General features: G+C 71.2%; 18 protein-coding genes. 9 read left to right on the forward strand and 9 right to left on the reverse strand.

What is annotated here, in order from left to right:
• The first annotated feature begins 216 nt into the window (after positions 1–216).
• On the forward strand, positions 217–855 hold the full coding sequence (locus V5F53_RS16005; protein ID WP_393994872.1) for a hypothetical protein: 639 nt from the start codon (positions 217–219) through the stop codon (positions 853–855).
• Positions 856–1059: 204 nt separating this feature from the next.
• On the opposite strand, the gene V5F53_RS16010 is transcribed toward V5F53_RS16005, so the two are convergent.
• Positions 1060–2148, reverse strand: a complete 1089-nt coding sequence (locus V5F53_RS16010; RefSeq protein WP_393994871.1) for a putative bifunctional lysylphosphatidylglycerol flippase/synthetase — start codon at positions 2146–2148, stop codon at positions 1060–1062.
• A gap of 185 nt (positions 2149–2333) precedes the next feature.
• A complete protein-coding gene (locus V5F53_RS16015) occupies positions 2334–4220 on the reverse strand; it encodes a potassium transporter Kup (RefSeq protein ID WP_393994870.1) in 1887 nt (628 codons plus the stop codon).
• A 294-nt stretch (positions 4221–4514) separates the two neighbouring features.
• Between V5F53_RS16015 and trmD the strand changes: the two genes are divergently transcribed.
• On the forward strand, positions 4515–5228 hold the full coding sequence (trmD, locus tag V5F53_RS16020) for a tRNA (guanosine(37)-N1)-methyltransferase TrmD (protein ID WP_393994869.1): 714 nt from the start codon (positions 4515–4517) through the stop codon (positions 5226–5228).
• A gap of 120 nt (positions 5229–5348) precedes the next feature.
• Complete coding sequence (rplS, locus tag V5F53_RS16025) at positions 5349–5750, forward strand: 50S ribosomal protein L19 (RefSeq protein ID WP_393994868.1); 402 nt, start codon at positions 5349–5351, stop codon at positions 5748–5750.
• A gap of 97 nt (positions 5751–5847) precedes the next feature.
• Here the strand turns inward: rplS and V5F53_RS16030 are convergent, their stop codons facing one another.
• The 6 genes from V5F53_RS16030 to V5F53_RS16055 all read right to left on the reverse strand — a co-directional run bounded on the left by V5F53_RS16030 (position 5848) and on the right by V5F53_RS16055 (position 11615).
• Positions 5848–6789 carry a hypothetical protein gene (locus V5F53_RS16030; RefSeq protein WP_393994867.1) on the reverse strand — a complete coding sequence of 314 codons (942 nt, stop codon included), beginning with the start codon at positions 6787–6789 and terminating at the stop codon, positions 5848–5850.
• Positions 6786–7709 (reverse strand): hypothetical protein, encoded by a 924-nt coding sequence (locus V5F53_RS16035; RefSeq protein ID WP_393994866.1) that lies wholly within the window; start codon positions 7707–7709, stop codon positions 6786–6788. Before V5F53_RS16035 ends, V5F53_RS16030 begins: the two co-directional genes overlap by 4 nt.
• A gap of 12 nt (positions 7710–7721) precedes the next feature.
• Entirely contained in the window at positions 7722–9386 is a 1665-nt protein-coding gene (locus tag V5F53_RS16040) for a glycosyltransferase family protein (RefSeq protein ID WP_393994865.1), read from the reverse strand.
• Positions 9387–9621: 235 nt separating this feature from the next.
• Complete coding sequence (locus V5F53_RS16045; protein WP_393994864.1) at positions 9622–9849, reverse strand: FmdB family zinc ribbon protein; 228 nt, start codon at positions 9847–9849, stop codon at positions 9622–9624.
• Positions 9850–10002: 153 nt separating this feature from the next.
• The gene (locus V5F53_RS16050; RefSeq protein ID WP_393994863.1) at positions 10003–10371 is read right to left on the reverse strand and encodes a VOC family protein; all 369 of its coding nucleotides are present in this window, start codon (positions 10369–10371) and stop codon (positions 10003–10005) included.
• A gap of 8 nt (positions 10372–10379) precedes the next feature.
• Positions 10380–11615, reverse strand: a complete 1236-nt coding sequence (locus tag V5F53_RS16055; protein WP_393995399.1) for a PA0069 family radical SAM protein — start codon at positions 11613–11615, stop codon at positions 10380–10382.
• 406 nt (positions 11616–12021) lie between these two features.
• Between V5F53_RS16055 and V5F53_RS16060 the strand changes: the two genes are divergently transcribed.
• The 6 genes from V5F53_RS16060 to V5F53_RS16085 all read left to right on the forward strand — a co-directional run bounded on the left by V5F53_RS16060 (position 12022) and on the right by V5F53_RS16085 (position 18770).
• The gene (locus tag V5F53_RS16060) at positions 12022–12174 is read left to right on the forward strand and encodes an aa3-type cytochrome c oxidase subunit IV (protein WP_393994862.1); all 153 of its coding nucleotides are present in this window, start codon (positions 12022–12024) and stop codon (positions 12172–12174) included.
• Between the two features lie 35 nt (positions 12175–12209).
• Positions 12210–13361: a Re/Si-specific NAD(P)(+) transhydrogenase subunit alpha gene (locus V5F53_RS16065; protein WP_393994861.1), complete on the forward strand. Its 1152-nt coding sequence runs from the start codon at positions 12210–12212 to the stop codon at positions 13359–13361.
• Entirely contained in the window at positions 13358–13813 is a 456-nt protein-coding gene (locus tag V5F53_RS16070; protein ID WP_393994860.1) for a proton-translocating transhydrogenase family protein, read from the forward strand. Before V5F53_RS16065 ends, V5F53_RS16070 begins: the two co-directional genes overlap by 4 nt.
• 10 nt (positions 13814–13823) lie before the next feature.
• The gene (locus V5F53_RS16075; RefSeq protein ID WP_393994859.1) at positions 13824–15230 is read left to right on the forward strand and encodes an NAD(P)(+) transhydrogenase (Re/Si-specific) subunit beta; all 1407 of its coding nucleotides are present in this window, start codon (positions 13824–13826) and stop codon (positions 15228–15230) included.
• A 408-nt stretch (positions 15231–15638) separates the two neighbouring features.
• Entirely contained in the window at positions 15639–18419 is a 2781-nt protein-coding gene (treY, locus tag V5F53_RS16080; RefSeq protein WP_393994858.1) for a malto-oligosyltrehalose synthase, read from the forward strand.
• Positions 18420–18518: 99 nt separating this feature from the next.
• On the forward strand, positions 18519–18770 hold the full coding sequence (locus tag V5F53_RS16085; protein ID WP_393994857.1) for a hypothetical protein: 252 nt from the start codon (positions 18519–18521) through the stop codon (positions 18768–18770).
• A gap of 275 nt (positions 18771–19045) precedes the next feature.
• Here V5F53_RS16085 and V5F53_RS16090 read toward each other — a convergent pair whose 3' ends face one another.
• A complete protein-coding gene (locus V5F53_RS16090; RefSeq protein ID WP_393994856.1) occupies positions 19046–20017 on the reverse strand; it encodes a pirin family protein in 972 nt (323 codons plus the stop codon).
• Positions 20018–20227 lie beyond the last annotated feature (210 nt).

Here is a 20227-nt window from a genome sequence, read left to right on the forward strand (position 1 = left end):
CTGTCCGGGTCGGCGGCGAATCATCGCCCCGCCCAGGTCGGAACGGCCATGTTCGCCGGGCAGCGCGAAGGCATTACGACACTTCGCCCGTCCGGGCGAGCCCGCGCCGCCACGTGCCCGATGCGATAGCGTGACGTAATGTGAACGAACACGCGCCCGATGTTACCGGACGACAGGAGCGCGTCTGCTATGACACGTCCGGAAAGGGAGGTCCTCATGGCGGCGATGCGAGTATTTCGGGCAGCGGGCGGCACCACCCTCGCGGGAATGGGTCTCGGGCTGTGTCTCGGGCTGGGCTCCGCCGTGGCCGACCCGCTGCCCCTGCCCACCGCCGATTTCAGCCTCAAGGCCAGCCTGCCGCGCGGCGCCACCATGGACCTCTCCCACAGCCAGGGACGGATGCGGGTGGAGGTGAGCAAGCCGGAAGTGCCCGGCAGCGTGGTCGGCATCATCGACCTCAAGGCCCGCCGCATGGTGATGCTGGCGCCCAATTTGCCGAAGATGGCGGTGGAGATCGAGCTGCCGCCCGAATATGTGGCCGGCGCCCTCACCGGCACCGGCACCAAGGGCGGCAGCTCGCAGGTGGCGGGAGAACCGTGCGACATCTGGCAGGTGGACCCGCCGCTCGACCGCAAGATCGGCCCGACCCAGGCCTGCATCACGCCCGACGGCATCGCCTTGCGCACCGAGGCCGATATTCAGGGGACCCGGCGCATCCTGTATGAGGTCACGAACCTTACGCGTGGCCCGCAGGACCCCCGGCAATTCGAGCTGCCGCCGGGGGTGAAGGTGATGAAGGTGCCCCAGGGCAAGCTCGGCGGCATGCTGGGACTTCCCGGCGCCGCGAAGCCCTGACGCCGGAGCCGGAGAGACCAAGCCCCGGAATTCGAGACCGCATCCAGGGGCGCGAGCTAAACAGCTAAGGCCTGCACGACCCCGCTTCGGAGGCCGGCGCTCCCTCCGCGCGGCATGTGGCCGGCCCGGAGGGCGCCGGATATGGAACATCGGCCTCCCCCGGCCACGCCTCGTCCACGCCTGCGGTCGTGACCCGGACGACCCTCAGCGGGACGCGCGACGCGCGAGGTCGGCCGCCTTGTCGGCGGTGAGCGCGGGAGCCGCCTCCACCGCCGCCTCGCCGGATGCCGTCGGGACCTGCGACGCCTTTCGCCCCCCGAAGCTGAAGGTGCCGAGCCGGATCTCCCTGAACCCCAGCAGGGTCAGCGCGAGGGCGAACGGCACGATGTAATAGAACAGGCGGAAGATCAGCAGCGCGCCGACCATCTCGTTCACATCGAACTGGGGCAGCGCCAGCAGCAAGGCGGCATCGAACACGCCGAGCCCACCCGGGGTGTGGCTGGCGAAGCCGAGCAGGGTGGCGGTGACGAACACCACCGCCAGCGACACCGGGTCGATGTAGGGCTGCGCCGGCATCAGCATGTACATGGCCGCCGCGCACAGGCTGAGGTCGAGGATACCGATGCCCATCTGCACCAGGGTCGAGCGGCCGGCCGGCAGCGTGACGAACCAGGACGAGCGCCCGATGTTGCGCGGCGCCAGCGACACCCAGACCACATAGGCGGCGAGCAGGACCAGTGCGGCGATGCCAATCAGCCGGTTCACCATCGGCGGCAGCCGGTCCACCGCCGTTGCCGCCTCCGGATGGATGGTGATGCCGAGCCCCAGCACCGACAGGTTGCCGAGCCAGAAGGTGAGGCCGGCGATGAAGCAGATCTTGGCGACGTCGATAGCGCCGAGGCCCCAGGCCGAATAGATGCGGTAGCGCACCGAACCGCCGGTGAAGACGGTGAAGCCCACGTTATGTCCGATGGAATAGGAGCAGAAGCCCGCCAGCGCCGCCACCCGATAGGGCACCGCGTCCTTGCCGATGGTCTTGAGCGCGAACCAGTCGTAGAAGGTCAGCGTCAGATAAGCGCAGGCCACCAGGACGAAGGCCGCGCCCACATGCAGCGGGTCCTTGTCGCCCAGCGCCTTCATCACCTCCGCGAACGAGAGCTTGTGCAGCATGCGGTAGAGCGCGACCGCGGCGATCGCCATGACCGCAAGACTCGCCACCAGCCCCAGACCGTGCAGCCCCACCTTGTCGCGCAGGAACGCCCAAACCTTGGAAAGACCCGATCGCACACCCATACCGACACCATCCCCCGCCCGTGGAAGGCCTGTTCGCACACAAGAGCACGCATCTTCCGTAACGTGAATGCCTTTTCCCCTGCCTCGCCGACGTGAGAAAGGGAGGACCGAACCCGGCGGGCCGGGCGTCCTGGCCGTGCGAGAGGGGACAAAGCACCAAAAAGCGTCAGCTTGCGGGCAGGCCCCTACAACTTCACGGGATAGCCGATCTCCACGGTGCGCGCCCGCGGCAGGCCGAAACGGTCCACCGAGCGCTCGGCATTGCGGGCAAGGAACGCGAACACATGGGCCACCAGGTCGCGCAGCCGCGCCAGCTCGTCCGGCGGGATGATGCGCTCGTGGCCGATCACATAGACGGCGGCGTCCGGGTCGATGCCCCGCGCGCTCAGGGCCGGGCCCAGCACCGAGGGCACGTCGATCTGCTGCATGTAGCCAAAGCGCAGATCCACCCTGACGAAATTCTCGTTCAGGGTGGTCACCCGCACCCGGTCCTCCACGGAGACGCGCGGCCGGGCGGCGATCCAGACCGAGACGATGACCGCCTTCTCGAAGCGCACCTTGAGCAGGTCCGCCATGCGCGACAGCGCCACCGGCGTCATGGCGCCCGCGCGCGACAGGAAGATGGCGGTGCGCGGCGCCTCCACGTCGTTGGAGCGGTCCTTGCGGCCGATGAAGGAATCCAGCGGCTCGGTGAAACGCACCTGCTGGGCGACCACCGCCTCGAGGCCGCGCCGCCAGCTCACCATGACCAGGATGATGATGCCGGCGATGGTCAGCGGCAGCCAGCCGCCGTCGTGCAGCTTGGTGAGGTTGGCGGAGGCGAAGGAGAAGTCCACCGTCAGCACGCCCACCGCCATCACCCACACCGCCGGCGCCGGCCAGCCCCAGGCCCGATGGACCTGGGCGATGAACAGCACCGACGTGGTCACCATGGCGAACGCCACCGCGATGCCGTAGGCGGAAGCCAGCTTCTCCGAGGCGCCGAAGCCGATCACCACGGCGATGCAGGAAATCATGAGCAGCCAGTTCAGCCGGCCCACATAGATATGCTGCTCGTTGTGCTCGGAGGTGTAGCGGATGCGCATGGGCGGCAGGTAGCCGAGCTCGATGGCCTGCTTCGCCAGCGAGAACACGCCGGTGATGATGGATTGCGAGGCGATCACCGTGGCCGCCGTCGCCAGCACCAGGAGCGGGATGTCGAACAGGTCGGGCGACAGGTCGTAGAACGGGTTGCGCACCGCGTTCGGGTCCACCAGCAGGATGGCCCCCTGGCCGTAGTAGTTGAGCAGCAGCGCCGGCATGGCCACGAACAGCCAGGCCCGGGCAATCACCTTGCGGCCGAAATGGCCCAGGTCCGCGTACAGCGCCTCGCCGCCGGTGACCGCCAGGAAGCAGGCGCCCAGGATGACGCCGGCCAGCCCCGGGTGCGCCAGCATCAGCATGATGCCGTGGCGCGGATCGAACCCGGCCAGCACCTGCGGCGCCTGCACGATGCCATAGACGCCCAGCGCCGCCAGGGCGCTGAACCAGATCAGCATGATCGGCCCGAAGAAGGAGGCGATCCGCTCGGTGCCCAGGCGCTGCGAGAGGAACACGGCGAGCAGCACCAGCACGGTGAGGATCACCACCCAGTGCTCCAGCTCCGGCGAGATCACCTGCAGGCCCTCGATGGCCGAGAGCACCGACATGGCCGGCGTGAGGACGCCATCGCCGATGAGCATGGCCGAACCGATGAGGCCCGCCGCCAGCAGATACCAGCGCAAGCCCAGGGCGCTGCGGTGCAGGTCCAAGAGCGTCACCAGCGCGAGGATGCCGCCTTCGCCGTCGTTGTCCGCCCGCAGCACCAGCATCACGTATTTCACCGTGACGGAGAGGATGATGCTCCAGGTGATGAGCGAGAGCAGGCCGAGCACGTCCTCGCCCATGAAATTGGTGCCACCGACGGCCAGCACGCCCTGCTTCAGGGCGTAGAGGGGGCTGGTGCCGATATCACCGAACACGACGCCGAGGGCGCCGATTTCCGCTGCGAAAGGCAGGAGGCGCGTACGGTCGCGGGTAAAGCTGGTGGCCATGGAGCGTATCCGGCCTTTCAGCGCGCGCGCCGACGGGAAAGGAAAAGCATGCGGATCAAGATAACGCCATCACCCTGGCACCAGGTCGCGCCCTGTGACCCGAACGGAGCTTCGATCAAGGGAGGCCCCCGCAGCACTTGATCCCGCATCATAGCGGCTGCTTCACACCTAGCCCTGTTCGCGGGGGATGACAATGCGCCGCGAGACGCCGGCGTCGAGAAGCCCGCGGGCCGCCGGGACATTTGACCTTCGCCCGCATCTCCCCCATGAGCGGACGGTGAGACAGACATCGCCATGACCTTCCGCGCCAGCATCCTCACCCTCTATCCGGAGATGTTTCCCGGCCCGCTCGGCCATGCCCTGGCCGGCAAGGCGCTGGCGCGGGGCCTCTGGAGCCTGGAGGCGTCGCAGATCCGCGACTTCGCCCTCGACCGGCACCGCTCCGTGGACGACACCCCGGCCGGCGGCGGCCCGGGCATGGTCATGCGCGCCGACGTGCTGGCGCGCGCCATCGATGCCGCCGCCCCGCCCGGCGACCCCCGCCCGCGCCTGCTGATGACCCCGCGCGGCCGCCCGCTGACCCAGGCCCGGGTCCGCGCGCTGGCGACCGGGCCGGGGGTTGTGCTGCTCTGCGGCCGGTTCGAGGGGGTGGACGAGCGCATCGTCGCCGCCCGCGGCCTGGAGGAGGTCTGCGTCGGCGACGTGGTGCTCTCCGGCGGCGAGGCCGCGGCGCTGCTGCTGCTGGACGCCTGCGTGCGCCTCATTCCCGGCGTCATGGGCAAGCTGGCGAGCGGCGAGGAGGAGAGCTTCTCCCAGAACCTGCTCGAATATCCGCAATATACCCGCCCCCAGGTGTTCGAGGGCCTGTCCATCCCCGAGGTGCTGACCTGCGGCGACCACGCCCGCATCGCCCGCTGGCGCCGCGCCGAGGCCGAAGCCGTCACCCGCGCCCGCCGTCCCGACCTGCTGGCCGCGCCCCGGTCCGCGCCGGAAACGGAAAGGGAATGACAACCGCCGCGTTCTCGGGTATGGAGCGCCGTCCCCTGAACTTATAACGACACGATGTGGCGCCGGGGCCAGCGCGGGGAAGACCGCGTTCGCGTCCGGCGGCTGCTAGAGGTTGGTGACATGAACATCATTGAAACGCTGGAAGCCGAACAGGCTGCCAAGCTCGCCGAGAAGCGCGCGACCCCGGAGTTCCAGCCGGGCGACACCGTCATCGTCAACGTGAAGGTGGTGGAAGGCGAGCGCAGCCGCGTGCAGGCCTACGAGGGCGTCGTGATCGCCCGTTCCGGCGGCGGCCTGAACGAGAGCTTCACCGTCCGCAAGATTTCCTACGGCGAGGGCGTGGAGCGCGTGTTCCCGATCTATTCGCCGCTGATCGATTCCATCAAGGTGGTGCGCCGCGGCAAGGTGCGCCGCGCCAAGCTTTATTACCTGCGCGACCGTCGCGGCAAGTCGGCCCGTATCGCCGAGCGCCAGGACCGCTCCGCCGATGGCAAGGTGAAGAAGAGCTCCGCCGCCAAGTGACGGACCGGGGGCAGGCCGCCGGTCCGCCCTCGCCGCCTGGGATTCAACGCCGCCGGGCCCACCGGCGGCGTTTCTGTTTCAGGGGCGCGGGCTCCGGTCATCCGCGCGGCGGATCGGTGTCCACCAGCCGGCCGTAAAGCCCCTCCGGGTCCGCGTCGAAGGCCCGGCGGATGGCGCCGAGGGCGGTGACGCCGCCGCGATAGCTGGCGCCGCCCACATGCAGCCAGCCGTCCACCAGCATCTTCGGCTCGCTCCAGCCGCCGCCCGCCTCGGGCACCGCCACGGTGCGCACTTTGGGCCAGGTCATCGCCTTGACGTCCAGCGTGCGGTAAAGCACGTGCCAGTTGCGCCCGCCGGTATCGGTTCCAAGCAACCGGTCGGGGCCGAAATCCAGCGGCAGCTCCGCGAGGCTGCCGTCGAACACCGAGAACCCGGGCCACAGATACCAGGCCTTCACCCGGGTGCTGGGCCGCTTGGCGCCATAGACCGGCTGATGCGCCACCGTGGCGCCGAGATCCATGGGCTTCAGCGCCACCAGATCGTGATCGAGCAGGGCGAACGCCTTCGGCGCCACCGGACGGATGACGTTGTGGAACACCCAGTTGGCGGCGGCCGCGTGGGAGCGGGCGGAGCGGGTGCGCACCAGCGGCGCCGGCGGCAGCGGCAGGTAGGGCAAGCCCTTCTCGGCCGCGATCACGGCGTGGGCGGCCCGCGCCTCCGGATCGGTGGAATTGTCGCACACCAGCAGCGGCGTGTCCGGCAGGAACCTGCGCATGGAATCGGCCAGCAGCGCCACCGCCTCGGGCACGTTATAGGCGATGGTCAGGGCGAGGGTCTCCGCCCTCCGGGCGCTCAGTGCCCGCACCACGGCATCCTGGCCGGCGGCCACCCGGCCGCGATAAAGGCGGTCGAGCGCGGCATAACGGGCGTGATTGACCCAATGCAGCCCGGGCACCTGAGCCAGCCGGCCCGACAGCACCAGCGGCTCCACCGCCTTGACGCGGGCCAGGCGGAACGCGCGCAGCTTCGGCCCCTTCATGCCCCCACCCCCGCTCCAGCCCGATGCCGGGCGCCCAGACGCAGGCGCCCGTAAAGACCATCGGGATCGGCCTCGAACGCCTTTCGCACCGCGTTGAAGGCGCGGTCGCGCCAGCCGTGGCCCGCCCCGCCCGCGTGCAGCCAGGCGTCGGCCATCAAATGCGGTTCCGCCGTACCGGTCTCCGCATCGCTCACGAACACCGTCCGCACCGTCGCCCAGCTCAGCGCGTCGCGGTCGAGCCCACGGTACAGCACGCCCCAGTTCTGCCCCCCGGTATCGAGGGTGAGCGGCGTGTCGGTGCCGAAATCGAGAGGCAGGTCCTTCACCGCCTCGTAATCGAACACGCTGTAGCCCGGCCACAGATACCAGCCCGGCCCCTCGGTGGCGGTGCGCACCATGCCGTAGCAGGGTTGCCGGGCCACGGTGGCGGCGAGATCCACCGGCGCCAGCGGAATGAGGTCATGGTCGATCAGCGCGAACACCTTCGGCGCCGCCGGCCGGATCAGATTGGCGAGGATCCAGTTGAGGGCCACGGCATGGGAGCGCGAGCCATTGCGCCCGCCGCGGTAGGGCGAGGGGGGCAGCGCGCAATACGCCACGCCGCGCGCGGCGCACAGGGCGGCGATGGCCGCCCGCGCCTCCGCCTGGGTGGAATTGTCGCAGACCACCAGGGGCGTGCCCGGCAGATGACGAGCCATCGCCTGCATCAGCAATGCCACCGCTTCCGGCGTGTTGAAGGCGACGGTGAAGGCGAGCGTGCCGCCCTGGTCCGCCAGGGCGCGCACCAGCGCTTCCTGCCCGGGCGCCCGGCGGCGGCGATAGATGCGATCCACCAGCGTGTTGCGCAGCCGCCGCAGGCGGTGGGCCAGCGGCGCGCCGACCAGCCAGTGCGACAGCGGGTAATCCTTAAGAGCGCGCATGACGCCTGCCTCCTATTGCACTGGCCCCGGCGCCGATCCGGCGGCCGCACCGGGAACCACGTCGGGAGCCGCGTTGGGGGCGCCCCGCCCGCCGTCCACCAGCGCGAACAGCCGGGTCCCGCCCGTTCCGTCGGAACGCGGGAAGCGCCCGAGCAACTTGAAACGCTCGGGATGAGCGGCCAGCACCGCCTCCATCCGCCGCGCGAGGGCGTCGTCCGCGCCGCCGGAACGGTCCTCGATCGCCAGGTAGCCGGCACCGAGCCGGCCAAGCCCGGCAAGCAGATCCTCGTGCGCCGCCGACGGCGAATTCGCCGCGGACGGATCCGATACCGGGGCCGCCAGCGCCACCCGGGCGGGGACCACATAGCTGCGGCGCCGATGATCGCGCTGCGCCACCGCCGCCACCAGCGCGCCTTCGCCGGTCTCGTCGGCGAACACCAGCACCACCGGCGGCCCGCTGGCATCGGCGAGGAAGGTCTGGGCCGCCGCGTCCATGCCGATGACCGGCTTGGTCGCCACCATCATCAACGCAGGCAAGGCGGCAAGGAGCATCACCAGCGCCACCGCCAGCCCGGCCAGGGTGGTCCAGTCGCGGGTGACGAGGCGGATCAGGCGCAGGCCGCCCGCGGCCGCCAGGATCACGGCGGGCGCGCAAAGCGGCAGCACGCTCGCCGGGCCCGCCGGCGGGGCCATCGCCAGCGTCGCGGCGAAACACACGCTAACCAGCAGCAGGACCAGCGGCAGCGGCTCCGCCGTGGCGCGGCGGGTGTCGGCCAATGCAAAGGCGCCGCCCGCGGCCGCAAGCGCCAGCAGCACCGCGCCGAGCTGATGCCACAAGGCGCCCGCCTCGGCCAGCAGTCGCGCGTCGGGCCCAGGCACGGCCGCCGGCGCCGCCGCCGACACCAGCGGATAGGTGCCGATGGTCCACGGCCCGGCGAGGATCACGATCAGCAGCAGCGGCAACCAGAATCCCCGCTCGCGCAACAGGCGGAAGCGGCGGGTGACGAGCACCGCCATCGGCGGCAGCAGCAGCAGCGCCAAGCCTGTGGCCTTGGTGAGGATGGCGGCCGAGGCCAGGAGGCCGAACAGCAGGCCGGTCCGCAGCGATCGGCTCCTGAGGTAGGCCGCGTAGGCGAATGCCGCCCAGAGGATCAGCAGCGACAGGGGCAGGTCGAGGCCGACGACCAGGATCGCCTCGCGCAGCGCCGGCAGCACCAGCAGCACCGCCCCGACCGCGACGCCCGGCAGGAGCCCGAGCCGGTCCGCCGCGACCCAGCCGGTGCTGGCCACCAGCAGCGCGGCCAGCACCGCCGGCAGCAGCAGCACCGCCGGCGTCGAGGGCTCCAGCAGCGTGAACCAGATGCCCTGCAGGACGTAATAGAGGGGGGGCCAGAGGCCGAGCACCACACGCGGATAATGCAGGCCGTAATCGGCGAGGAAAGCGAGCGGGGCGGGCCAGTCGGAGCCCAGATACTGGGCCACCATCAGGCCTGTCACCACATGCCCGGCCTCATCTGCACGGGTGGCCGAGAACTCGGCCATATAGGCGCCGGCGGCGCGTTGCTGCAGCCCGACGATGACGGTGACGAGCGCCGCGAGGATGAGGAAGCCAAGGCCGTGCAGCGCGGCGGTGCCGAAACTCCGGGGGCCGTCGACCCGCGCCAGGTCCTGCGCCAACTTGCTCCTCCGCCGGTGATCTCCGCCCGCCGCGCGCAGACGGCGGCGCTCGCGCGATGCGCGCGGTCCGGCCGGACGCGGCGCGCTCAGCCTTCTAGAAGGAGATGCCGCCGCCGTCCATGCCCGCGTTGCAGAAGCGGGCCTCATCCCTCTCCGGGGGCCGGAAGCACGGCGGCCGGACAAGCGCCGCGGCCGGGGCGCACCCGGCGCGAACCTGCCGGGACGGCGGGCCGCTTCAGGTGCGCCGTTCGGCCTTGCTGAAATTGTTCAGATGCCCCTCACGCTCGGCCTGCTTGCGCCAGACCTTGGCGGCGGCCTTCAGCTTGGCATCGGGAGCGATGCGGGACATCAGCCGATCGAGCTTCTGGCCCCCGCACTTCGGACAGACCGGGGTGTCGGAGAAGCCGACCAGCAGTTCGCTGTCCGTGTTGCAATCCTGACAATGAAAGCCATAGAGCGGCATGATGCGGCCTCTGCACCGGCACCGACAGGTGCCTTGAAGGGACTGGCGCCGCGCCCGGAAACGCCCGACCAGACAGCGGCGGGCGCACCGGGGGCATTGCCTGATGACCGACTTCAAAGCAAATCTCACGCCAGGAGGCGCTTATCCGCGCGCTCAGCGCGGCACCGTCAGTCGTCCCTCCCCATCGAACGGAAAGAAGGGATTGTGAGCCACCTCCCACAGGTGGCCGTCGGGATCGGCGAAATACCCGCTGGTGCCGCCCCAGAACACCGCCTGGGCCGGCTTCACGCACCGGCCACCCGCCGCCACCGCCCGGGCGATCACGGCAGCCACCGCCTCCGCCTCGGACACGTTGCACGCCAGGGTGTGTCCGCGGAAGACCGGAAGCGCTTCGAAGGCGACACCCACGGCGGCGGCATCCCGCCGCTCCAACCCCATGGCTGTATAGAACGCGCAGGCGCGCGGGAGATCGGCGACGCCGAGAGTGACCAGATGCAGGCGAAGGGACACGTCGGGCGACATGCGGGACCTCAATCGAACAGGGAGAGTTGCTCGCCCATCGGCTTCGGCCGGCGGAAATGGGCGGTGGACAGCCGCGCTCCACGGCCATCCAGGCGCAGCCGGCGGGCGGCGATCTCGAACCGCCGGCCCAGGGTCCAGGCATAGGGCCCTTCCCCACGCATCCGGCCGCCGAATTCGGAATCATAATCCTTGCCGCCCCGCATCTGACGCATCAGCGTCAGCACGTGGCGCGCTTTATCCGGGAAGTTCGCCACCAGCCACTCCCGGAACAGGTCGGCAACCTCCAGCGGCAGGCGCAGCAGCACATAGCCCGCCTCCTGCGCGCCGGCGGCCTTGGCCGCGTCGAGGATGCGCTCGAGCTCCATGTCATTGAGGGCCGGGATCAGCGGCGCCGTCATCACCGCGGTGGGAATACCCGCCTCGCTCAGCCGCTGCAGGGTGCCCAGCCGGCGCTGCGGGCTCGCCGCGCGGGGCTCCATGATGCGGGAGAGGTGGGGGTCGAGGGTGGTAATGGACACCGCCACCTTCACCAGCCCCTTCTCCGCCATGGGACCGAGAATGTCGATGTCGCGCGCCACGAGGCCCGACTTGGTGACGATGGCCACCGGATGCCCGAAATCCCTGAGCACCTCCAGGATGCGGCGCGTGACCTGATACTGCCGCTCGATGGGCTGGTAGGGATCGGTATTGGTGCCCATGGCGATCACCCGCGGCTGATAGCTCGGGTGCGAGAGTTCCCGCGCCAGCAGTTCCGGCGCGTCGGGCTTGACGAACAGCCGGGTCTCGAAATCGAGGCCGGCGGACAGCCCCTGATAGGCGTGGGTGGGCCGCGCGAAGCAGTAGACGCAGCCGTGCTCGCAGCCCCGATAGGGATTGATCGACCGGTCGAAGCCGACATCCGGCGACTGGTTCCGGGTGATGACCGTGCGCGCCCGTTCCTCGGTCACCTCGGTCTTGAACGGGGGCAGGTCCTCCAGGCTCTGCCAGCCGTCATCGAACCGCACCCGCGCCGCCGGCTCGAACCGCCCGGCCGCGTTGGACAGCGCGCCACGCCCCCGCCGCCGCTCGGCCGCGACGTCGGCCTCCGCCGCCGGGGCGATCGGCTCGGGCCCCGCCGGCTCAGCCTGCGGCGCGCCGCCCTCCCCCGTTCCGAGCCGACGCGCCTCGACCCGGGCCTGCCGCGCCCCGGCCCGGTCCGCATCCAGACGGCCGCGCCCGCGGGGGCCCGCCCCGGAATGCTCCATCGACACGGACAGGGGCGTGGGCGTGGGCGTGGGCGTGGGCGGCGCCACCGATTTGGGCTGCCCGGTCCTGGCGGGCTGCGCCCGGATCGCTCCGGTCAGCGCTTGCCGCGCCTTCGGTGGCGGCGCCGCGGCCTCAAGGTCACGATAGCGCGGAACGCCCTCCAGGTCGGGAAGCGCCGGCTGCAAAACGGGGCGGGAGGGAGCGTTCAGGTTCATGAATCAAAATCTAACACCCGACCTTGAACAAAACAAGAACGTATAGTTGAAAATCGGCCTCCGGAGGGTGTTTGCGCCTTGGCGAGCGACCACACTCCATTGTACGCTGAAGTACGCTGCCGACAGCGGTTGCCAGATGTCGGAGCCTCGGATAAAGCCCGTAGAGGCTATGCGCCGGAGGGAGAACAACATGGCGGATCATGCGACGATCGAGTACGCCACCGCCGACGGCAATGATTATGCCGAGCACCTGCGCACATACGCCTTGTTCACGGCGCTCACCAAATGGGGCACCGTTTCGGTCGCCGCCGTCCTCGTCCTTATGTGGATCTTCCTCCTCTGAGCCCTAGAAGGCGCGGAGCACTGGAGACATCTCAGATGAAAATCGCTGTCGTCGCCGAGGTTGACCTCGGCGAGCCGAGGGTCGCTGCGACCCCGGATACGGTGAAGCGTCTCGTGGCCCTCGGCGGCACCGTCGTCGTCGAGAGCGGCGCGGGCATCAAATCCGGCATCCTCGATGCCGAATATGTCGCCGCCGGCGCCACCCTTGCCGCATCCGCGGCGGATGCCCTGTCCGGTGCGCAAGTGGTACTCAAAGTGCGGCGCCCAGAGGAAGCCGAACTTTCGTTGTATACATCGGGAGCCCTGGTGCTCGCCATCATGGACCCGCATGGCCACGACGCCGCGCTGGCGGCCATGGCGCGGGCCGGCATCTCCGCCTTCGCCATGGAGCTGATGCCGCGCATCACCCGTGCCCAGGTGATGGATGTGCTGTCGTCCCAGGCGAACCTCGCCGGCTATCGCTCGATCATCGACGCGTCCTACGAGTTCGGCCGCGCCTTCCCGCAGATGATGACCGCCGCCGGCACGGTGCCCGCCGCGCGCATCTTCGTGATGGGCGCGGGCGTCGCCGGCCTGCAGGCCATCGCCACCGCGCGCCGGCTCGGCGCGATCGTCACCGCCACCGACGTGCGGCCCGCCTCGAAGGACCAGGTGGCCTCGCTGGGCGCCAAGTTCATCGCGGTGGAGGACGAGGAGTTCAAGCAGGCGGAAAGCGCCACCGGCTACGCCAAGCCCATGTCGGCCGAATACCAGGCCAAGCAGGCGGCCCTGGTCGCCGAGCACATCAAGAAGCAGGACATCGTGGTCACCACAGCGCTCATCCCGGGCCGGCCGGCGCCGCGCCTGCTGAGCTCGGAGATGGTGGCCTCCATGCGTCCCGGCTCGGTCGTGGTCGACCTGGCGGTGGAGCGCGGCGGCAATGTGGAGGGCTCCGTCGCCGGCCAGGTGGTCGAGATCGGCGGGGTCAAGATCATCGGCCATCACAACATGCCGGGCCGGCTGGCCGCCTCCGCGTCTCCGCTCTACGCGAAGAACCTGTTCAACTTCTTTGAGACCATGGTGGACAAGTCGGCCAAGACGCTGGCGGTGAAGTGGGACGACGAGCTGGTGAAAGCCACCCTGCTCACCCGCGACGGCGCCGTCGTGCACCCCAACTTTGCGCCGAAGACCGATGGAGCCGCGCAATGAGCCCCGTGACTGCTGAAACCGCAGCCGACGCCGCCGCCCAGGCGCGCGCCGCGGCCGAGATCGCCCGGCAGGCGGCCGAGGCGGCGCAGATCTACGCCGACCAGGCGGCCTCCGCCCTTGGCGCGGTGGCCCATGCCGCCACCGGCGGCGCCATCGACCCGTTCGTGTTCCGCCTCTCCATCTTCGTGCTGGCGGTGTTCGTGGGCTATTACGTGGTGTGGTCGGTGACCCCGGCGCTGCACACCCCGCTGATGAGCGTCACCAACGCCATCTCGTCGGTGATCGTGGTGGGCGCGCTGCTTGCCGTGGGCGTCTCCACCGTCGGCGACGCCTCGCACGCCTGGTGGGCGCGCGCGTTCGGCTTCATCGCCCTCATCCTCGCATCGGTGAACATCTTCGGCGGGTTCCTCGTGACCAGCCGCATGCTCGCCATGTATTCCAAGAAGAAGTGAGGCGCGCGACATGAACGCCAATATCGCCGCCCTGCTCTACCTCGTCTCGGGCGTCCTGTTCATCCTCGCCCTGCGCGGCCTCAGCCATCCCACCACCTCGCGGCAGGGCAACCTGTTCGCCATGGTCGGCATGACCATCGCCGTGCTTACCACTTTGGCGCTGCAGCCGCCGTCGGACGTCGTCGGCTGGGTGCTGGTCATCGCCGGCCTCGGCATCGGCGGCGGCGTCGGCGCAGTGGTGGCCAAGCGCATCGCCATGACCGCCATGCCGCAGCTGGTGGCGGCCTTCCATTCACTGGTGGGCCTTGCCGCGGTGCTGGTGGCGGCGGCCGCGCTCTATGCGCCGCGCGCCTTCGGCATCGGCGACCCGGGCCACCTGCACGGGGCGAGCCTCGTGGAAATGTCGCTGGGCGTGGCCATCGGCGCGATCACCTTCACCGGCTCGCTGATCGCCTTCGCCAAGCTCAACGGCAACATGAGCGGCAAGCCCATCATGCTGCCGGCGCGGCACCTCATCAATGCCGGCCTCGGCCTGCTGCTGGTGGTGCTCATCATCGCCTTCGTGGCCACCGGCCACATCGGCCTGTTCTGGATCATCACCATCCTGGCGCTGGTGCTGGGCGGCCTGCTCATCATCCCCATCGGCGGCGCCGACATGCCGGTGGTGGTGTCCATGCTGAACTCCTACTCCGGCTGGGCCGCGGCCGGCATCGGCTTCACCCTGGGCAACACCGCGCTCATCATCACCGGCGCGCTGGTGGGGTCCTCGGGCGCCATCCTCAGCTACATCATGTGCAAGGGCATGAACCGTTCGTTCGTCTCCGTCATTCTCGGCGGCTTCGGCGGCGATGCCGCCGCGGCCGGACCTGGCGGATCGGCGGAAGACCGCCCGGTGAAGCAGGGCTCGGCGGACGACGCCGCCTACATCATGCGCAACGCCGAGAAGGTCATCATCGTGCCCGGCTACGGCATGGCCGTGGCCCAGGCCCAGCACGCCCTGCGCGAAATGGCCGACTTCCTGAAGGAAGAGGGCGTCGAGGTGAAGTACGCCATCCACCCGGTGGCGGGCCGCATGCCCGGGCACATGAACGTGCTGCTGGCGGAAGCCCAGGTGCCCTACGACGAGGTGTTCGAGCTGGAGGACATCAACTCCGAGTTCGCCCAGGCCGACGTCGCCTTCGTCATCGGCGCCAACGACGTCACCAACCCCTCCGCCAAGACCGATCCAGCCTCGCCCATCTATGGCATGCCGGTGCTGGACGTGGAGAAGGCCAAGACGGTGTTGTTCATCAAGCGCGGCATGTCGGCGGGCTACGCCGGCGTCGAGAACGAGCTGTTCTTCCGCGACAACACCATGATGCTGTTCGGCGACGCCAAGAAGGTCACCGAGGACGTGGTGAAGGCCTTCGGGCACTGAGCCTGTCCGGCCGGAGCGGCAGGCCCGGCCGGACATCCGCCGCATTGACGGCCGCCGGGCACCGCCCCGGCGGCCGTCGCGCGTTAAGCAACCGCCGCGCCGACGCCGCGCGAGCGCGTTTTCGCGTTTCAACCGGCCGCGAAAAGCCTCTACTATCGCGGCGCAACGCGGGACAGAGGGCGGAGTCGCCGGCGGGCGACGGCGGGGGAGGTCGCGCGCCGGAACGCATCCGCCGAGGCAAGGGGGCCATGGGGTGAGGGTTCGAGCGTTTCGCAGCGTCGTCACGCCGGCCGGAGTGGTGCGCGCCGCCGGCGCCATCTCCTGCGGTGCCCGCCCACGTTGCACCGGCCGCCCCGGGGAGACGCGCACCTCCCGCCCCCATTCCCGCCGCAACGCACCGGGTCTCTCGTGACGGTCCCCCGCGGCACCATCCGCCTCCAGTTCCATCAAGGCTTCCCGCTGGACGCGGCGGTGGCGCAGGTGGACTATTTCGCCGATCTCGGCCTCAGCCATGTGGTCGCCTCGCCGATCCTCGCCACCCGCCCGGGCCTTGCCGGCGGGGTGGTGGACCACGACGTCGTCTGTCCCCGCCTCGGCGGCGAGGCGGCGCTGCAGCGGCTGGTGACGGCGCTACGCCGCCGGCAGATGGGCCTCATCCTCGACCTGGCGCCGGGCCACATGGCCGTCGGCGGAGCCGACAACGCGAGCTGGCTGGACCTGCTGGAATGGGGCCGCGACAGCGCCCGCGCCCCATGGTTCGACGTGGACTGGCAGGGCGCCGACGCGGGCGCGCGCGACAAGCTGCTGGTGCCGCTGCTGGACCGGCCCTACGGCGCGGCCCTCGCGGCCGGCGCCCTGCAACTGACCTTCGACGCTGCCCGCGGCGCCTTCCTGGTGCGCCACCAGGAGCACGCCTTCCCGATTTCGCCACTGGATTACGGCCCGCTGCTGGAAGCGGCGGGCCTCTCCGGCGCCGACCGGCTGGCGGCACCGTTCATCCGGCTGCCGCGCCTGCGCCCTCCGGCGGCGGAGGTGGCGGCCGCCCGGCAGCATCTCTGCACCCTGGCAGCCAAGCCGGAAGGGCGCGCGCTGGTCGCGGCCGCCATCGGCGCCTTCGACGGGCGTGACGAAGCGGGGCGCGCCCGCCTGCACCGGCTGCTGGAGCGGCAGGCCTATCGCCTCTCATGGTGGGGCACCGCCGCCGACGCCCAGAACTGGCGGCGCCATCCGGACAGCCCGCTGCTGGCGGCGATCCGCGTCGAGCGGCCAGACGTCTTCGACGCCACCCATGGCACCGTCGTCCGGCTGTTCGGGGACGGACTGGCGGACGGCTTCGTCATCCAGAACTGGGACCTGCTCGCAGACCCCGCCGGCTATGCCCGGCGCCTCAGGTTAAAGCTCGAGGGCGCCGCCAGTCGGCGGCCCGCGGGACTGTCCGGCACGCCCTACCTCGTGGCCGCCACCGTGGCCGAAGGCGAGACGGCGCGCCCCCGCGACTGGGGCGTGGCCGGCACCAGCGGCGCCGAGGCGCAGGAAGCCCTGGGGGCGGTGTTGCACGATCCCGCCGGGGCCACCGCGCTGTCCGACCTGTGGACCTCGACCACCGGCGAGCGCCAGCGCTACGACGACCAGCGCGCGGCCGCCCGCCGCCAGGCCCTGCGCGCCAGCTTCGGCGGGCAGCTCAAGGCGGTGGCGCGCGCGCTCCACGCCGTGGCGCTCAGCGACCTGCACACCCGCGACATCACCCTCGCCGCCGTCGAGCGCGTGGTGAGCGAGGTCGCGGTGGCGCTCACCGCGCGCCGGACCTACGCCGGGCTCAACGGCTTCGACGCCGCCGATGCCGCCCTGTTCGCCACCGCCCTCGCCCGCGCCCGGCGGTGGATCGCGCCCCTCGACGCGGCGGCCGCGGATCATCTCGCTGGCTGGCTCGGCGGCGAGGCCCCGCGCCAGATGGGGGATTTCGAGCGCGCGGGCGCCCGGGAACACGCCATCACGGCGTTCCAGCAGCTCACCGCCGCCCTCGACCGCGTGGCCATGGACGACATGCTGCTCTACCGCTACGGCCGTCTGGTCTCACGCAACGAGCCGGGCGCCGACCCCGCGCGCCTGGGCCTCGGGCCGGAGGACTTCCACACCCGCATGGCGGCGCGGGCGGTCCAGGCGCCGCACGGGCTCACCTCGACCGCCGGCCCCGGCCGCAAGCGCGGCGAGGATGCGCGGATGCGGCTCGCGGTGCTCAGCGCCGTGCCCCGGGAGTGGGACAGCGTGCTGCGGCAGATGCTGGAATCCACCCGGTCGTTCCGCTCCCGCCTGGCCGATGGCGCCGCCCCGGAGCCGGCCGACGCCGTGATCCTGCTCCAGACCCTGGTCGGCGCCTGGCCGCTGGCCCTGCGGCCGGACGATGCGCTGGGCCTCGGCGACCTCCATGACCGGCTGCAGCCCTGGTGGCTGAAGGCGATCCGCGCCGCCCGCCGGCGCACCGGGCCGCTCCTGGGCGACCCCGGGTATGAGCATGGCTGCGCCCAGTTCCTGTCCACCCTGCTGCAGGCGCCGGCCGGCGCGCCGGCACGCCGGCTGATCGCCGACACGGTGGCGCGGCTCGCCTCCGCCAGTGTCGTCAACGCCTTGTCCCACACGGTGCTGAAACACACCGTGCCGGGCGTTCCCGAGCTGGCCCAGGGCGCAGAATTCTGGGATCTCGGCCTGGAGGACGGAGACAGCGCCCGCGCGGTCGACTATCTGGCGCGCGGCGCCAGCCTGACGGTCGGCGCCAGCCCCCAGCTTCTCCTCGAGACCTTCCACGACGGGCGGGTGAAACAGGCCACCATCGCCCGCCTGCTGCGCCTGCGCGCCGCCCAGCCGGCCCTATTCCGCGACGGCAACTACCAGCCGCTGGCGGTGGACGGTCCCCACGCCGCCCACGCCCTGGCGTTCGCCCGCCGTCACCGCGACGCGCTGGTCGTCACCGTGGTGACCCGGCTGGCGCCCGCGCTCCTCGGGCCGGAGGCCGCCCTGCCGCGCGTGGCGCCCGGCCGTTGGGACGATACGCGGATACGCCTGCCCGACGACGCCGGCGACCTCATCTTCCGCGATGCCCTCACCGGACGGGAACTGAGCGGCCAGCATGGTCACATCGAGCTGGCAGCCCTGCTGCACGCCTTCCCCGCGGCGGTGCTCGTGAAATCGTGACCGGGCGCCCGGGAACGCCGCCAGCCGGCCGCCGTTGAGGGACAAGGCCGCCTCACGGCCGCCGGCAGTGCCCGGCGCCGCGCGGCCAGGGAGCAGTCCATGACCCATCACAGAAGCCCCGACCGGCCCCAGGCCACCGCGCCCAAGCCGGCCCCCGCGCCTGCGGCTTGCCGCACACCGGAGGCCATCGGGCGCCAGCTCGACGCCGAGCTGGAGCAGAGCTTTCCGGCCAGCGATCCGCCATCCATGGTCCGCGACACGCCCTCCACCATGTGCGGCACCAGCGCCGAACCGCCAGCCACGGCGACGGCCAAGCCGCGCGAGGGCAAGGCCAGGCGCCCCCACGCCTAGCGGACCCGGCCACCACGCCGGACCTGACGGAGCGATGCGGCAGCCTTCCAGGGGCAGTTCCCTGAAACGCCGGGGAGCGGGGCCCCGGACGCGGCGTCGGCGCTCTGGGTGGCGGCGCGATCGGAAGCCGGTTCCCGCCCCCGGGGTGACCACGGAGGCCACGAACCGCCCTGTGAACCGCCATCGGAACATCGCGTGCGTGGTGCTGCGCACGGAAGCGACGCCACGGTTTCATCCCGCCGTGGCGCCCTCAGGCGATGGGGAGTTCCCCCTCTTTAAGCCGCGGCCGGCCCGGACCGGGGGCGCTGCGGACGGGGGCGGCCGGGACCATCCTGCGGGGCGGGAATGAACTCCGCATGATCGGAGGGAATGAGGTCGAACCGCCCCTGCCGCCACGCCTCGCGCGCCGCCTCGATGCGCTCCAGCCGCGACGAGACGAAATTCCACCAGATATAGCGTGGCCCCTCCAGCGCGGCCCCGCCCAGCAGCAGCACCCGCGCGGCGGTGCGGGCACGGGCCTGGGTGACGAGACCGTTGCGGATCACCAACATGCGGCCAGCCGGGAACACCGTGCCGTCCACCTCCACCTCGCCCTCCAGCAGATAGAGTGCGCGCTCCTCGTGCTCGGCATCCACCGGCAGCATGGCGCCCGGGGCGAGGCGTGCATCCACATAGACCGCCGACGCCGCCAGCGGCACCGGTGCGCGCGCGCCGAACGCCGTGCCCAGGATCACCCGCGCCGAGACGCCGGCGTCCTCCAGCAGCGGCAGCGCCTCGGCTCCAGCATGGACGAAGGTCGGCGGCCCGTCCTCGGCCGCCTGCGGCAACGCCAGCCACAACTGCACCCCGGACAGGGCGCCGCCATCCGCCTTCACCCGGTCGCCATGGCGCTCCGAATGCACGATGCCGCGTCCGGCGCTCATCAGGTTCACCGCGCCGGGGGTGATGACCTGCTCGGTGCCGAGGCTGTCGCGATGGATCATCGCCCCCTCCAGCAGGTAGGTGACGGTGGCGAGGCCGATATGCGGATGGGGCCGCACATCCTCCGCCTGGCCGGGGCCGAAGCGCACCGGCCCCATGCGGTCGAAGAAGATGAAGGGGCCGATCATCTGCCCCTGGGTGGAGGGCAGCACGCGGCCCACCTCCATGCCGCCAATGTCGCGACGGCGCGGGACCAGGACGGTTTCCACCGCCGCGCAGCCGGCGGCATCTCCGGGCTCGGGATCGGGACAGGGAACGAAGCTCATGGTGTCGCCTCCGCGGGGCGCCCTGCCATCCGGGCCGCCCGCCGGCATCATAGGGCGGGCGCAGGACTGGGGCATCACGTCCCCGAGAGGCCACCGTTGCCGCCGCCTTTCGCGCCAGCCCGGGGGCGCGCCGGGCCACGGCTCGACCGGTTCGACAGACCCGAGCGGGCGAACGCCCCGCGGCGCGGAGCGGCGGAGCCCCGCCCCGGC

The organism is Xanthobacter cornucopiae, from assembly GCF_043195065.2.
Lineage (GTDB): Bacteria > Pseudomonadota > Alphaproteobacteria > Rhizobiales > Xanthobacteraceae > Xanthobacter.